This window comes from Streptomyces sp. MUSC 14 (assembly GCF_001866675.1).
Taxonomy (GTDB): domain Bacteria; phylum Actinomycetota; class Actinomycetes; order Streptomycetales; family Streptomycetaceae; genus Streptomyces.
Genome location: NZ_MLYN01000014.1, coordinates 1 through 14,663, shown reverse-complemented (window position 1 = coordinate 14,663; position 14,663 = coordinate 1). Strand labels below are relative to the sequence as shown.

The window sequence follows — 14,663 nt, the reverse complement described above, 5'->3', positions numbered from 1 at the left end:
CGGCGACGGACACGGAGCCAGGACTCGCCGACGGCATGTCAGTGACCCAGCAACTGGCCCACCGACCGACCCCGGACCCCACCGCCGCAGGCGGGCGGACCACCACCAGCGGCGGGTCAGACGTCCTTCCGCGGCGGCCGCGCGGAAGGAGCGCCCGTACCGGCGACGGACAGGGAGCCAGGGCTCGCCGACGGCGTGTCGGTGACCCAGCGCTGGCCGGCCGACCGGTCCCGGACCTTGACGACGAGGTCGGCGCCCGGGGCCGCGCCCGCGCCGGCGAGGGCCAGGGTGCGGTCCCAGCGGGTCAGCAACTCGCCCTGGGCGGTGCGGTCGTAGCGCACGTCGGCGGCCCGCTGCGAGCCCTCCTCGGCGCAGGTGCCGAGGATCACCACTCCGGCGTCGGCGTGCGAGTCCAGGCACAGGGCCGAGTCGGTCGCGCTGCGCAGCAGCCCGTCCGGGCCGTAGGTCCACTGCTGGGTGACCGCCGAGGAGCAGACGGCCAGCACCGCGCCCGCCCCGGCCTTCGGCGTGCCCCTGATGTCGAGGCACAGGTCGGAGTCGGCGTTGCGCAGCCGGGTGGACCGGCCGGACGTGGGCAGGCCCGCGGAACCGGGGGCCGACCGGCCGTCGCTGCCGGGGACGACGCTGGTGGAGGCGACCGGGTCGGTACCGTCGCCGCCGTTCGGCCACATGCTGATCACCAGCACGGTCGCGAGCAGTCCGGCCGAGGCCAACCCGACCCCGGTGAGCAGCGTCCGGGAGGAGACCGCGGTGCCGGACACCCGCAGTTCGGCCGCCGGTGTCCGGGCGAACCGTCCGCTCACCCTGCCGCGCCGCCGGCCGCGGGGCGCCCGGGTGCGGGCGCGTGGCTCGCCCGGTTCGCCGTCGGCGTCGCCGCGCCCGCCGGAGCGGGTGACCCGGTCGAGCAGCCCGGGTCTGCCGCCCCCGCGGCGGCGCCCGCCCGAGCGCCGGGAACCGCTGCGGGCGGGGCCGCCGCGGCGGCCGGGGCGGGAGTCGAGGTAGCGGCGGGCGCCCCAGCCGAGCACGGCCTCGGCGAGCAGCACGCCGGGAGCGGCGTCGGCGTGGCCGAGTTGCTCGGCGGCGTGCCGGCAGTAGGGGCAGGCGGACAGGTGCTGCTGGACGTCCGGCAGCAGGGCACCGCCGCGGCGGATCGGGACGTCGAGCAGACGGTTGTAGTAGCGGCAGTCCTTTCCCGGGGCGAGTTCCCGGTGGGCGCGCACCAGGCCCTCGCGGAATTTCTCCCGCGCCTGCGCCAGTGCGGCCGTCGCGCTGTCGGTGTCGATACCGAGCAGTGCGGCGGGGACGGATATCGGCTCGGCCTCGACCTCGGTGTGCCAGAGCAGTGTCTGGTCCAGCCGGGGAAGGGCGTGGAAAGAGCGGTCGGACAGGGCGCGGTTTTCCGGTATCAGCGTCTTGGCCGCGCGCATACCGCGGCCCCCGGCGGGCTTTCCGAGGCCGGGCAGTACGGCGGTGATCCGGTCTGCGGCGGACCAGTTGACGACGGTGTCCCGGACTGCCACGAGCAGCCGGGGACGCAGCGCCTCAGCGGGTTCGCCGAGCGCGAGGCGCCCGAGGACCTGGTGGAAGGCGGTGGCGGTGACCATGTGGGCGAGCGGCCCGGACAGGGCGAGGCAGACGACCGCGTACTCCTGGGCCGGCTGCCAGTGCCGGGCCAGGAGCAGGGCGGCGGACCGCGAGCCTTCCGCATCGGAGCCGGCCCGCAGCGGGCCGGCGAGGGACTCGTCCGGTTCCCCCGGATCTCCGCCGGGCGGCGGATAGGGCGGACGAGGAGGGTGGGGGGTGGGCACTGAGCGGATTCCTTTGATGCGTGATGCGTCGATGCGTACCTCTGCGGCGCGCGCGGGGAGGCGAATTCACCGGCGCTCGGCCGGTCAGGCATCCGCAACTGCCGGAAGAACTCCGGACTTTACCCCCCGCACGGGCGTGTCAACCCTCGCACAACTTCCACACGAGCAACAAGAGACCCGCACAACATCGACAGTTTTGAAAGAAAGTCAGAAAGCGTACGGTCACGACTGTTCGAGGGCGACCGAATTCGATAGCGCGAGCACCCCGGTCACGCTCTGATCCGCCGGGAACCGTTCAGATCTGCCAGGAACGCAGTCGGTCGGCCGCGCCGTACACGTCCGCCTTGCCGGAGATCAGGTCACGGGCGAGGTCGACGAGGGCGCCGTAGGGCGGGTCGATGCCGACGCCGCTGACGAACATGTACGCCACGGCGGTCGCGCAGGCGAAGCGGGCGTTGGCCGCGGGCAGCGGCTTGAGCAGGGCGAGGGTGTGCAGCAGGGCGGCGGCCCGCCAGGCGGGGTCGGAGTCCACGCCGAGCCGGGGCGGGTCCACGCGGTGCCGGGCCACGGCGGCGACCAGCGCGGAGAAGTCGTCGACCGCGGGCTGGTCGGGCAGGACCTCCTCATGGCGCTGGAGCAGCCAGGGAACGTCGATGTGGATGACGGAGGACATCGATCAGGCGGCCTCGTCCTTGGTCGCGGGTTCGTCGTCCGGGAAGGCCGCCGCGAACTCCTCGGCGTGCGCGGCGAAGAACTTCCGGAAGGCCTCGGCGCCCTCCTGGAGCGCCCGGTGCCGGGCGATGTCGGCGGCGGCGGCCTCACGCACGAGGGCCTTCATCGACGTACCGCGCTCCTTGGCGATCTGCCGCAGGTCCTCAAGTTCCCGGTCGCTGAACTCCACGTTGAGAGCTGGCATACCCCTCACGGTACCGCGCGGGTACTTAGCCGTAAATATCAGCAGGTCAGACACTACTGCGCACGGTACCTGCAGCGCCCGACAGCCATGTCCGGATCCCGCCGGTCCCGGAGCGCGCGGCGCACCAGACTCGGCAGCGGAGAAGGAGCACCGGAAGAGGCACCAGGAGACCGAGGGAGCCGTCATGAACACCCGCACCGTGCACACCGTCCACCCGAGCCCGCTGGGCGACCTGCTGCTGACCGGCACCGTCTCGGCGGCCGGCTGGGCGCTCACCTCGCTCACCCTGCCCGGGCAGCGCGGCGCGCCCGCCGTACGCCCCGAGGACCGTGACGACGCGCCGTTCACCGAGGCGCACCGGCAGCTCGACGCCTACTTCGCGGGCCGCCCGATCCGCTTCGACCTGCCGCTGGCGCCCGCCGGCACCCCGTTCCAGCGGGCGGTGTGGCAGGCCCTGGACGGCGTTGCCCACGGCACCACGACGACGTACGGCGAACTGGCCGCCCGGCTGGGCGTGCCCCCCGCCGAGCTGCGCGCGGTGGGCCGGGCCCTCGGCGCCAACCCGCTGCTCCTCCTGCGCGCCTGCCACCGGGTGATCGGCGCGGACGGTTCGATGCGCGGGTACGCGGGCGGCGTCGAGACCAAGGTGTGGCTGCTGACGCACGAGGGTGCGTTGCAGCCCGCCCTGCCGCCGGCGGACGACCTCGCTACGCGTCCAGCCGGCTGATGCGCACGGCGCCCTTCTCCGTGCCGGGGTGGGCGCTGGTGAGCGTCAGCCGCAGCCGGGAGCCGCGCACCGGATCGAAGGTGATCACCGTCGGGGTGTCCGAGGCCGTCGCCCACTGTGTCTTCGCACCCGTCACCGGCACGTACGCCCGTCCGTCCCACACCGCCGCCTCGGCCCGCGCGGGCAGCGTGTGCCCGGCGTCCACGGTGAAGCAGACCTCCACCCGGTCGAAGCCGCGGCTCCGCCCGGCGTCGAAGGAGACCCAGTCCGTCGCCCGGGCCCCGCTGAAGGCGGGCAGCAGCCCGGTGGCTTGCTTCACGAAGGCGTTGGACCAGCCGGTGGCCGGATCGCCGTCCAGCATCGCGGCGGGCGGCGTGTCCTCGCGGCCGGAGTAACTGGCGTCCGCGTACGGGTAGTTCACGGGCGCGGGGTGGTCCGGCCGGAACTTCGCCGCCGGGGTGCGGGACGTCTCGCGGGCCGCGGTGGCGCGCACGCTCACCCGCCCCGTGCGCAGACCGGCCACGCGCGCGGTGACCGTCATCTCCCCCGCTCCCGTGCCGGACCGCACGATGGCGAGGGCCTTGCCGTGGAACGCGGTGCGGGTGCCGGCCTGGTAGCGCTCGGCGCTCTCCTCACGGCCGTTGTCGACCCCGGCGAGTGAGCCGCCGGTCACGTCGAAGGCGATGAGGTGCTCGGCGTCGGGCACCAGCACCCCCCGCGCGTCGACGATGTCGGCGGTGACGAAGACCAGGGAGCGTCCGTCCGCGGCGAGGGAGTCGCGGTCGGCCGTGAGGCGCACGGCGTGCGGGGCGCCGGCGGTGCGCAGCACGTCGGTGGCGACGACCTCGCCGTCCCGCCGGCCCACCGCCTTCAACTCGCCCGGCCGGTACGGCACCTGCCACGTCAGGTGCAGCTTGCCCGCGCTGCCGTTGGGGCTGGTGTAGCTGCCCGGGTACGGGCCGTCGGTGAAGGTCTTGTCGTCGCCGGTGGCCTCGGTGGTCTCCAGGTACGCACGCCCGTCCGTGGTCCTCTTGACGTCGAACTCCCGCACTCCCAGGGACTTTCCGTCGAGGAACAGCTCCACCGAGGGCACGTTGGCGTACGCCCAGACCTCCACCGTGTCACCGGCTTCGTGGTTCCAGGTCATCGGCAGCAGATGGACCATCGGCTCGTTCGTCCACTGGCTCTTGAAGAGGTGGTACATGTCCTTCGGGAATCCGGCCGTGTCGACGGCGCCGAAGAAGGACGCCTTGACCGGGAAGACGTCGTACGGTGTCGGCTCGCCTATGTAGTCGATGCCGGACCACAGGAACTGCCCCGCGAACCACTTGCGGTCCCGGTCCTTCTTGTGGCCGTACTCGCCGCTCATCGTCCAGGAGGCGAGGTTGTTGTCGTAGGAGGAGGTCTCCCGCCGGCCCGGGGTGTGGTTCTCGCCGGTGTTGAGGTGCTCCGGCTCCTGGTAGGCGCCCCGGGTCGAGGTCTCCGAGGAGGACTCGGACTCGAAGAGGAACAGGTGCGGGTACTTCGCGTGCAGGCCGTCCACCGACTTCGCGGTGTTGTAGTTCAGGCCGAGGCCGTCGAGCTTGGCGAGCATCAGGTCGGCCGGGGAGCCGGTGGCGGGCACGCCGTGGTACTTGTTGGAGCCGATGACGACCGGGCGGGTGCCGTCGGCGGCCTTGATCGCGCCGATGACCCGGTCGGCCATGGCGAGCCCGGCCGTGGAAGTGGAGTCGGGGATCTCGTTGCCGATGGACCACAGCACCACGGCGGGCGAGTTGCGGGCGGCGAGCACCATCTCGGTGGCGTCCTTCTCGCACCACTCGTCGAAGAACCGGCCGTAGTCGTACGTCGTCTTGCCGGTGCGCCAGCAGTCGAAGGCCTCGACCATCATCACGATGCCCAGCTCCTCGCAGGCCTGGATCATCTGCGGCGAGGGCGGGTTGTGCGAGGTGCGCAAGGCGTTGACGCCCATCGACTTCATGATCCGCATCTGTCTGCGGACCGCGTCGAGGCTGATCGCCGCGCCGAGCGCGCCCTGGTCGTGGTGGAGGTCGACGCCCTTGATCTTCGTGGCGGTGCCGTTGAGGGAGAAGCCCTCGTCGGGGTCGAAGCGGTAGCCGCGGATGCCGAAGGGGGTGCGGTGGCTGTCGGTGGTGCGGCCGCCCACGCGCAGCTCGGTGTGCAGGGTGTAGCGGTGGCCGGGGGTGTCGAAGTCCCACAACTGCGGTTCGGGGACGGTCAGTTCGTGGATCTCGGTGGCCTGCTCGGAGACGGCCGGGGTGCTGGCGGCGCGGGCGACCGTACGGCCGTCGGGCCCGACGATCCGGGACAGCACCTGGACGTCCGTGCCGGTGCCGGACTCGTTCACGACGGTCGTCGCCACGCGGACCGTGGCCCGGTCCGCCGCGATCTCGGGCGTGGTGACGTACGTCCCCCAGCGGGCCACGTGCACCGGCTCGGTGATCACGAGGCGGGCCTCGCGGTAGATGCCGCTGCCGGAGTACCAGCGGCTGCTCGGCAGCCGGTTCCGCACCTTGACCGCGAGGACGTTCGGCGTGCTTCCGTCGGTGTGCACGAGGCCGGTGAGGTCGAGGGCGAAACCGGTGTAGCCGTAGGGGTGGTGACCCACCTCGGTGCCGTTGCAGGAGACGTACGAGTCCATGTAGACCCCGTCGAACTCCACCGAGATCCGCTGTCCCGCGCAGCCGGGCGGGAGGGTGAAGGCGAGCCGGTACCAGCCGAGTCCGCCCGGCAGGAAGCCGGTGCCGCTGGTGGTGCCGTGGTCGGTCGTCGGGGTCTGCTCGATGCTCCAGTCGTGCGGGACGGCGACCTCACGCCAGTCCGTGTCGTCGTAGCCGGGCTCGGCGGCCCGGTCGTAGGCGCCGGTCGGGTCGGTGACGCCGTCCGGGCTGACCAGCGCGAAGCGCCAGCCGTCCCGCAGCGGCACGGTGCGGCGGCCACCGGCGGACGCGTCGTCGGCGAGGGCGGCCGGAGCCGCCGCGGTGCCCAGCAGCGCGCCGGCCGCGGGTGCAGCGGTTGCTGCGACCAGTACCGATCGGCGAGTGACCGTCATGGCGGCTCTCTCTCATCAGGACCCAGAAATACTCACAACTAATCGTGAACGAACAGATTCTGACGGACTGCCACACGCGATCGTCAAGAGTCCGGCGCCTTGTCTCCGCCTCCGGCCACGCATCGTCCGGAATTCCCCCTTGACCCTGTTCGGCCCACCGGCCGGGCCGGTACCGGGGTCGCGGTTCACGGGCCCGCCGGAAGCACTACGCTGGAACGGAAGCGGTGCCACCTGTTCACTGTGAGTGTGCGCTTGGGAGCGGCGACGATGAGCCGGGTCTATCCGTTCGACGACGCGGCGACGGCCCGGGCTGTCATCGACGGCGCCGGAACCGTGGTGGAGTGGAGCGAGGGCGCCCGGCGCCTGCTCGGCCACCCCGCCCGCGCCGTGGTGGGCCGCCCCGCCGCCCTGCTGCTGGCCGACGACCCCCCGGCCCTCCCCACGGGCCGCCGCTGGTCGGGAACGCTCGGATTGCGCCACCGGGACGGCCGTACGCTCCCCGTCTGGCTCCTCGCCCACCGCAGACCGCCGCACGACGGCCACGCCGGCGACTGGCTCGTGGTCACCCCGCTGACCGGCACCGAGCCACCCGCAGCGGACGACCCGCTCGCCGAGGCGGTCCTGGTCCAGTCGCCGTGCGCCCTCGCCGTGTACGACGACAGGCTCCGGCTGCGCCGTATGAACGACGCCATGGCGGACGTCGTCGGCCTGCCGGAGGACCGGGTGCGCGGACTGCGGCTCGCGGAGATCGGCGGCCGGGCGCAGAGCGAGGAACTGGAGCAGGCCCTGCTCCAGGTACTGGTCGACGGCCGCGCGCAGGACGTGCAGACCGTCACCCGCACCGGCGGCGAGGACTGCTCGCACGCCTGGCTCACCCGGCTGGCCCCGGTCCGTGACGGCGACGGCCGGGTGCGCGGGGTGTGCCTGACCGCGCACGACATCACCGACAGCTACCGGGCCCGGCAGCGGCTCCAGCTGGTCAACGAGGCGAGCGTGCGCATCGGCAGCACCCTCGACGTGATCCGGACGGCCCAGGAGCTGGCCGACGTGTGCGTGCCCGCCCTCGCCGACTTCGTCACCATCGACCTGCTGGACCCGCAGGAACAGGGCGGCGAGCCCCCGGCCCGCGTGACGGCGCCGGTGACCCTGCGCCGGACCGCCCACCGGTCGGTGCACCCGCACGTGCCGGAGGCCGTGCTCAGCCCCGGGCAGGCCGAGGCGTACCCGGCCGGCTCCGCGCAGGCCGACGCGCTGACCGCGGGCCACACGATCGTCGCCTCCGCGGCCGGGGGCGACATCGCCGAGTGGCTGACCTGGCACACCGCGCGCGCCCGGCGGGCACGGGAGCTCGGCATGCACGCCTCGATGTCGGTGCCGATCCAGGCCCGCGGACTGACCCTCGGGGTCGCGGTCCTCACCCGGCACCGGCGCCCGGACGGGTTCACCTCGGACGACGTCCTGCTGGCCGAGGAGATCACCGCCCGCGCCGCCGTCTGCGTCGACAACGCCCGCCGGTACTCCCGCGAGCGGGAGACCGCCCTCGCGCTCCAGCGCAGCCTGCTGCCCCGCATCCTGCCGCGCACGGCGGCGCTGGACGCGTCCTCGCGCTATCTGCCGGCCGCGGGGGCCGGGGTAGGCGGCGACTGGTTCGACGTGATCCCGCTGTCCGGGATGCGGGTCGCCATGGTCGTCGGGGACGTCGTGGGGCACGGCGTCGAGGCCTCGGCCACCATGGGCCGGCTCCGTACCGCCGTGCGCACCCTCGCCGACATCGACCTGGCCCCGGACGAGCTGCTCACCCACCTGGACGACCTGGTGGTCCGGCTGTCGGCGGAGTCCGGCGGCGGGAGCAGCCCCGGCGAGCTCGGCGCGACCTGCGTCTACGCCGTCTACGACCCGGTGTCACGGCGCTGCACCGCGGCCCGTGCCGGGCATCCGCCGCCGGTGGTGATCCGGCCCGGCGGCACACCGCAGGCGCTGGAGCTGCCCGCCGGTCCCCCGCTGGGCCTCGGCGGGCTGCCTTTCGAGTCCACCGAGGTGGAACTGCCCGAGGGCACCGTCCTCGCGCTCTACACGGACGGGCTGGTGTGGGCCCGGGAGCGGGACCCGGAGACGAGCCGGGACATGCTGTTCGCGGCGCTCGGGGCGTACACGGGCTCCCTGGACGAGACCTGCGACCGCGTCCTGCACCGCCTGCTGCCGCCGGGCGGTTCCACCGACGACGTGGCGCTCCTGCTCGCCCGCACCCGGGGCCTGCCCGCCGCGCAGGTGGCGACCTGGCACGTCCCGGCCGACCCGGCGCTGATCGCGCCGATCCGCAAGCAGGTCGGGGAGCAGCTGGACGCCTGGGGGCTGAGCGAGGCGTCGTTCACGGCGGAGCTGGTGGTCAGCGAGCTGGTCACCAACGCCCTGCGGTACGGCGCCCACCCCGTGCGGCTCCGGCTGATCCACGACGCGGCCACGCTGATCTGCGAGGTCTCCGACACCAGCCACACCGCCCCGCATCTGCGCCGGGCCAAGGTCTTCGACGAGGGCGGCCGGGGCCTGCTGCTGGTCGCCCAGCTCACCCGGCGCTGGGGCAGCCGGCACACGCCCGAGGGCAAGACGATCTGGGCGGAGCTGCCGCTGTACGAGGAGGACCAGTGAGCAGGGGTCACGACCCCGCCAGCCAGGGCCGCACCTGCTTGCGGGCCTCGTGCAGGCGGGACTTGAGCGTGCCGAGGGGGATGCCGACGCGCTCGGCGACCTCGGCGTAGTCCAGCTGGCAGATGTCGCGGTAGACCAGCGGCGCGACCAGGTGGGGATGCGTGCGCTCCAGCCGGTCCAGGGCCTCCAGCAGGTCCACCCGGGAGCCGGCGATGACGCTGGTGGTGCGCGGGTCGACGGCGTACGCGGGCTCGATCGTGGCGGGCTGCTCGGCGGCGCGCCGCTTCAGCTCCCGGTACTTCTGCCGGCAGCAGTTGGCGACCACGGTGTAGAGCCAGGTGCCGAAGCGGCTGCGGCCCTCGAACGCGGTGATGTGCCGGGCGACCTGGAGCAGCACGTCCTGTGCGGCCTCCTCGGCGTCCTCCCGGCAGGGCAGGAAGCGCGCGCAGCGCCGTACCACCTCCGGGCGGATCTCGGCCAGCAGCCGGTCCAGCGCGACGTTGTCGCCGGCGGCGGCCCGCCGGGCGAGGTCTTCCAGCGGCGTCTGGTCCTGCACGGACAAGCTCCTCTTCGAGTCGATCTCAGGCCAGGCATGATAGTCGTATGCACTCCCTGGAGCGGATCGGCCGCTACCGACTCGAACGGCCGCTGGGCAGCGGCGCCTTCGCCACGGTGTGGCTCGCCCGTGACGAGGAACTCCAGGCGCCGGTCGCGGTGAAGGTCCTCGCCGAGAACTGGACGCACCGGCTCGACATCCGCGAGCGCTTCCTGTCCGAGGCCCGGCTGCTGCGCCGGGCCGGTTCCAGCCGGGTCGTGCAGGTCTACGACATCGGTCAACTCCCGGACGGCAGGCCGTACTTCGTGATGGAGTACGCCGACGGCGGCACCCTCGCCGATCTGCTGGCCGGCGGCCCGCTGCCGGTGCGGGACGCGCTCGCGCTGACCGCGGAGGCCGCGCGCAGCGCCGCCGCGCTGCACGAGGCGGGCATCGTGCACCGGGACATCAAGCCGACCAACGTGCTGCTGCACACCGCCCCGGACGGCACCCGGCGGCTGCTGCTGGCCGACCTGGGCCTCGCCAAGAGCCTCGCGCAGGCCTCGGTGCTGACGCTGGCCGCGGGCTCGGCGGGCTATCAGCCGCCGGAGCAGGCCGAGCCCGGCGAGGGCATCGACGAGCGGGCCGACGTCTACAGCCTGGGCGCGGTCGGCTACGAGCTGCTCACCGGGACCGTGCCGGGGCCCCCGGGCCGGGTCGTGCCGCCCCGGCGGCTGCGGGCGGACCTCGGCGAGGACGTGGAGCGGGCGGTGCTGCGCGCCCTGGAGCCGGACCGGTCGCGGCGCTGGCCCGGCGCGCAGGCGTTCGCGCAGGAGCTGGACCGGCTGGCGGCGGCCCCGGCCACGGCACCGGGTGACACCCGGCGGCTGGACGGCGTGCGCGGGCGGCTGAACGTCGTGACGATGTCGCTGGCCGCGCTGCTCGCCGCCGCGGCGGCCGCGGTCACGGTGACCGTCGTCCTGCACCATCGCGCCGGCTCCTCGGACGGGACGCGCGTGACGGACTCGACCGGGCGGGTCGTCGTCCAGGTGCCCACGGGCTGGGGCCACGAGCTGCGGGACTCGGGCTGGGACCCGGGGGTGCTGGGGCTGGCCAAGGGGCACGAGCCGGGGCTGGTGGTCGCCGACGACCTGACCCGGTGGTCCGACCTGGCCAAGCCGGTGAACGGCGTGTTCGTCGGGGTCAGCGAGCACGGTGACCTGGCCGGGAAGGTCAACGCCCTCACCCACTCCGGGTGCCGCTACTCCGGCAGCCGCACCTTCGCCGACACCGGCTTCCACGGCCTGGTGCGGGCCTGGAGCGGCTGTCCCGACGGCGGCTCGGTCACGGAGTCCGCGCTGACCCCGGCCGGCGGCTCCGGTCAACCACAGGTCTACGTACAGGTGCGCGAGCAGGGAACCGGTGACGCGACGGACGGGATACTCCGTTCGCTGCGGGTCGGCTGACGGACGCCTGCCGGAGCTCCCCGTGGGGAAGAAACCCTGCGTGTGCCGAACTTTTCGGGCGCAGTGCGCATCGGATCCCCATGACGGCGCACTCGGCGCCTCGGGCACCCGTTCCCTCGTGTGCCCTGACCCCCACAGGAGTGTTGAGCGACATGGTGTACGCACCCCGGTCCGCGCGGCACGGGGCCCTGCTCGTCGGTTCGTTCGCCGTGCTGGGCCTCCTGACCGCCTGTGGCAGCAACAGCCACGACGTCCACAGCAGCCCACCCCTCACCGCGTCCGGCACGGCCGCGCCCGCGACGGACGACACCCACAGCCCGGGATCGGCCACGTCCGCCCCGGGCTCGGCCACCACCGGCCCCGGCGCCGCCGCCGCGTCGTCCGCGCCGCAGGCGACGAGCACCAAGGGCGGCGGTACGGCCCCCTCCGCGGCTTCCTCGGACCGCTGCCACACCTCGCAGCTGCGCGCCTCCGTGGGCGGCAACGACCCGGGCGCCGGCCAGGAGAACTTCCCGGTCGTGTTCACGAACACCTCCGGCCGCACCTGCACCCTGCACGGCTTCCCGGGCGCGGCGTTCGTGAGCGCCTCCGGCGGCCAGCTCGGCCCGGACCCCAAGCGCGAGTCGGGCTCCCCGGCGACGGTCACGCTCAGGCGGGGGCAGAGCGCCTGGGCGGGGCTGTCCTTCTCCAACCCCGGCGTCAGCGGCGCCACGACGGCCACCCCGGCCGCTCTGGTGGTCACGCCACCGGACGAGCGTGACTCCCTGAGGGTCACCTGGACGGGCGGGGCGGTGCCGGTGGGTGGAAACTCCTCGTCCGTCTTCCTCTCGGTCCTGGCCCCCGGCACGGCTCCCTGACCTGGGCAGAAGAGTCCCGGGACGAACCCCGCCGCCCCTTGTGGGCCGGCGGGGTTCGTCATGAGCGCGCCACAACTGTCACAGGACGGCAACAGCAGCCGCCCGCCCCGATCTTTCTCGCCGCTTCAGCGATCGAACCCGTCGACCGCACGGTGAGCAGGCCCCGCAGAGGGCCTTGGAGAAGGAATTCGGGGACACGATGAGCGGGATCTCACGCAGGCGGATGCTGACGGCGGGCGCGGCGGCCGGCGCTCTGGGCACGCTGGCCGCGTGCTCCTCCGGCACCGGCCTCTCGGTCGGCGGCCCGGATTCCTCGGGCGACAAGAACACCGCCCAGGCACGGCCGGCCAGGCCGATAGGCGACGGCTCCACCGCCGACACCGGCCCCCAGCCGCACCAGCCGACGCCCGACCGGCTGAAGCCGGGCCAGAAGCCGCCGCAGTTCGTGGTGTTCTCCTGGGACGGCGCGGGCGAGCTGAGCAACAAGCTGTTCTCCCGGTTCCGCAAGGTGGCCACCGACCACGGCGCCAAGATGACGTTCTTCCTCAGCGGCATCTACGCCCTGCCCGAGTCCAAGAAGACGCTGTACCGCCCGCCGCAGCACGCGGTCGGCGCCTCCGACATCGGCTACCTCGCCGACCGGCACATCCACAACACGCTCCAGCAGGTCCGGGCGGCCTGGCTGGAGGGCCACGAGATAGGCACCCACTTCAACGGGCACTTCTGCGGGGCGACCGGGGTGCGCAACTGGTCCCCGGCCGAGTGGCGCAGCGAGATCGACCAGGCGATGGCCTTCGTGACGCAGTGGAAGACCAACACCGGCTTCACGGACCTCGACCCACTGCCCTTCGACTACCACAAGGAGCTGATGGGCGGCCGTACCCCGTGCCTGGAGGGCCAGTCCAACCTGCTGCCCACCGCCGCCGCGCTCGGCTGGAAGTACGACGCCAGCTCCCCCGGCGGCCTGCAGATCTGGCCGGGCAAGGTGCAGGGCGGGAAGATCTGGGACTTCCCGCTCCAGTCGGTCCCGTTCCCGGGGCACTCGTTCCAGGTACTGTCGATGGACTACAACATGATGTTCAACCAGTCCGCCGGCAACCCGAACGGCGACCGCGCCCAGTACGACGCCTGGCGCACCCAGGCCCGCGACGCGTACGTCGCCGGCTTCGACCGCGCCTACACGACCAACCGCGCGCCCTTCTTCATCGGCAACCACTTCGAACGCTGGAACGGCGGCATCTACATGGACGCCGTCGAGGAGGCGATCGGCAAGATGGCCGCGTACGGCGACGACGTGCGGTTCGTGTCGTTCAAGCAGCTCGTGCACTGGCTGGAGGCGCAGGACCAGGCGGTGCTGCGCAAGCTGCGCACGCTGGTGCCCGGGCAGTCCCCGGTGGGCGGCTGGGCGCAGTTCCTGGGCACGGCGGGCAGCCGGTCCTCCTGAGCCGTTCGGGATCGTCTGTTTTCACGGGCGGGCACCACATGATCCACCCCCGCCGCGGGAATCGCCGTCGCCACCGGCGCGATCTCCCTCGACCGCGCCCGGGCGGAGGCGGTGCGGCTGCTGACGGCGGTCTTCGCGCCGGCGTCCGCCATCACCGGCGGCCTCAGCCTGGACACACCTGTCGAACACCACGTCGCTGTTGCTGACCTCGCGGCGGCGGCCCCGCTCGGCGAGGGCTCCGGCGGGGCGCCGCCGCTCCCGTTGTTCGCCCTGGTCACGGTCGGCTGCACGCTGGTGGGGTTCGTGGTGCGTCGGCGTTCGGGGTGGAGCCGGCCTGGGTGGCGGCGGGCGCGCTGTTGCCGGCGGGCCGGGCGCCGGTGCGCCGCAGGGCGACACCGCTGACCGGCGTACGGGCGGCGGCCCCCGCCTTCCTCGCGTTCGTGCCAGCACTGGGCATCGTGGTGCGGGCCGTCGTCCTGGCGAACCTGATCAACAACCTCCCGGCGATGCCGGCGGTGCTGCTCGGGGTGAACATCGGCCCGAACCTGACCTACGCCGGGTCGCTCGCGACGCTGCTGTGGCGGCGGATCGTGCACCAGCACGAGCACGGCGTGGACCTCGGCGAGTTCACCCGGCCGGGCCTGCTCGCCGTGCCGGGTGTCCGATCCCCGGGGAGGCCGACCGGATGCGTGTGATCGCCTGGCTCGTCGAAGGCACCTGGCCCGCCTGCGTGGACGCCGTGCGCGACCACGCCCCGGCCGCCGCCGAGATGGTCCTGCTGCACGTCACCGGCGCCGCGGTGCCGGGGCTCGCGCACGGCGCGTTCGCGGGCCTGCTCGGGCGCGACCCCGGTGACCGGCTGGAGGCGCTGGGCGGGACGTCGGCGGCCGAACTGCTCGACGCGGCCGCGGAGCGCCTGGGCCGCCCCTGTGTGCGAGGAGAGTTCGGGCCGGGTCGAGCGGGAGGTGGTGGCCGCGTGCGAGGGCGCCGGCCTGCTGGTGCCGGCCCGCGACGGCGACCGCTCCCGGCTCGGCCCGCACAGCCTGGGCCCGGCGGTCCGCTTCGCGGTCGACCACGCGCCGTGCCCGGTCCTGCTGGTGCGGCCGGAACCGGCTCCGCCGCTCGGCGCCCTCCCGCCCCCGCCCCCCCGCACCACCCCTGAGTCAGCGG

The 14,663-nt window shown here is 73.8% G+C and carries 10 protein-coding genes and 2 pseudogenes; 7 read left to right on the top strand and 5 right to left on the bottom strand.

From position 1 onward, the window contains the following. Nucleotides 1–116: 116 nt before the first annotated feature. The 3 genes from BIV25_RS07590 to BIV25_RS07580 form a co-directional block, all read right to left on the bottom strand. On the bottom strand, nt 117–1,829 hold the full coding sequence (locus tag BIV25_RS07590; RefSeq protein ID WP_071371404.1) for an RICIN domain-containing protein: 1,713 nt from the start codon (nt 1,827–1,829) through the stop codon (nt 117–119). A 295-nt stretch (nt 1,830–2,124) separates the two neighbouring features. Further along, on the bottom strand, nt 2,125–2,502 hold the full coding sequence (locus tag BIV25_RS07585) for a toxin Doc (RefSeq protein WP_071371403.1): 378 nt from the start codon (nt 2,500–2,502) through the stop codon (nt 2,125–2,127). A gap of 3 nt (nt 2,503–2,505) precedes the next feature. Then, nucleotides 2,506–2,745: a hypothetical protein gene (locus tag BIV25_RS07580; RefSeq protein WP_071371402.1), complete on the bottom strand. Its 240-nt coding sequence runs from the start codon at nt 2,743–2,745 to the stop codon at nt 2,506–2,508. A 184-nt stretch (nt 2,746–2,929) separates the two neighbouring features. Here BIV25_RS07580 and BIV25_RS07575 point away from each other — a divergent pair, with 184 nt between their 5' ends. Then, nucleotides 2,930–3,472: a methylated-DNA--[protein]-cysteine S-methyltransferase gene (locus tag BIV25_RS07575; protein WP_071371401.1), complete on the top strand. Its 543-nt coding sequence runs from the start codon at nt 2,930–2,932 to the stop codon at nt 3,470–3,472. On the opposite strand, the gene BIV25_RS07570 is transcribed toward BIV25_RS07575, so the two are convergent. Next, on the bottom strand, nt 3,453–6,545 hold the full coding sequence (locus BIV25_RS07570; RefSeq protein ID WP_071371400.1) for a glycoside hydrolase family 2 TIM barrel-domain containing protein: 3,093 nt from the start codon (nt 6,543–6,545) through the stop codon (nt 3,453–3,455). The genes BIV25_RS07575 and BIV25_RS07570 overlap by 20 nt on opposite strands. A gap of 267 nt (nt 6,546–6,812) precedes the next feature. Between BIV25_RS07570 and BIV25_RS07565 the strand changes: the two genes are divergently transcribed. Continuing rightward, nucleotides 6,813–9,191: a SpoIIE family protein phosphatase gene (locus BIV25_RS07565; RefSeq protein WP_071371399.1), complete on the top strand. Its 2,379-nt coding sequence runs from the start codon at nt 6,813–6,815 to the stop codon at nt 9,189–9,191. A 7-nt stretch (nt 9,192–9,198) separates the two neighbouring features. On the opposite strand, the gene BIV25_RS07560 is transcribed toward BIV25_RS07565, so the two are convergent. Then, entirely contained in the window at nt 9,199–9,747 is a 549-nt protein-coding gene (locus BIV25_RS07560) for an RNA polymerase sigma factor (protein ID WP_071371398.1), read from the bottom strand. A 47-nt stretch (nt 9,748–9,794) separates the two neighbouring features. On the opposite strand from BIV25_RS07560, the gene BIV25_RS07555 reads away from it, so the two are divergent. The 5 genes and pseudogenes from BIV25_RS07555 to BIV25_RS07535 form a co-directional block, all read left to right on the top strand. Next, nucleotides 9,795–11,192: a serine/threonine-protein kinase gene (locus BIV25_RS07555; RefSeq protein ID WP_071371397.1), complete on the top strand. Its 1,398-nt coding sequence runs from the start codon at nt 9,795–9,797 to the stop codon at nt 11,190–11,192. 152 nt (nt 11,193–11,344) lie between these two features. Then, nucleotides 11,345–12,049 (top strand): DUF4232 domain-containing protein, encoded by a 705-nt coding sequence (locus BIV25_RS07550; RefSeq protein WP_071371396.1) that lies wholly within the window; start codon nt 11,345–11,347, stop codon nt 12,047–12,049. A gap of 199 nt (nt 12,050–12,248) precedes the next feature. After that, entirely contained in the window at nt 12,249–13,493 is a 1,245-nt protein-coding gene (locus BIV25_RS07545; protein WP_177235186.1) for a hypothetical protein, read from the top strand. A gap of 204 nt (nt 13,494–13,697) precedes the next feature. After that, a pseudogene (locus BIV25_RS07540) lies at nt 13,698–14,188 on the top strand (arsenic transporter); the annotation flags it as partial. Continuing rightward, nucleotides 14,179–14,663: pseudogene (locus BIV25_RS07535) on the top strand (universal stress protein); the annotation flags it as partial. The pseudogenes BIV25_RS07540 and BIV25_RS07535, both read left to right, overlap by 10 nt.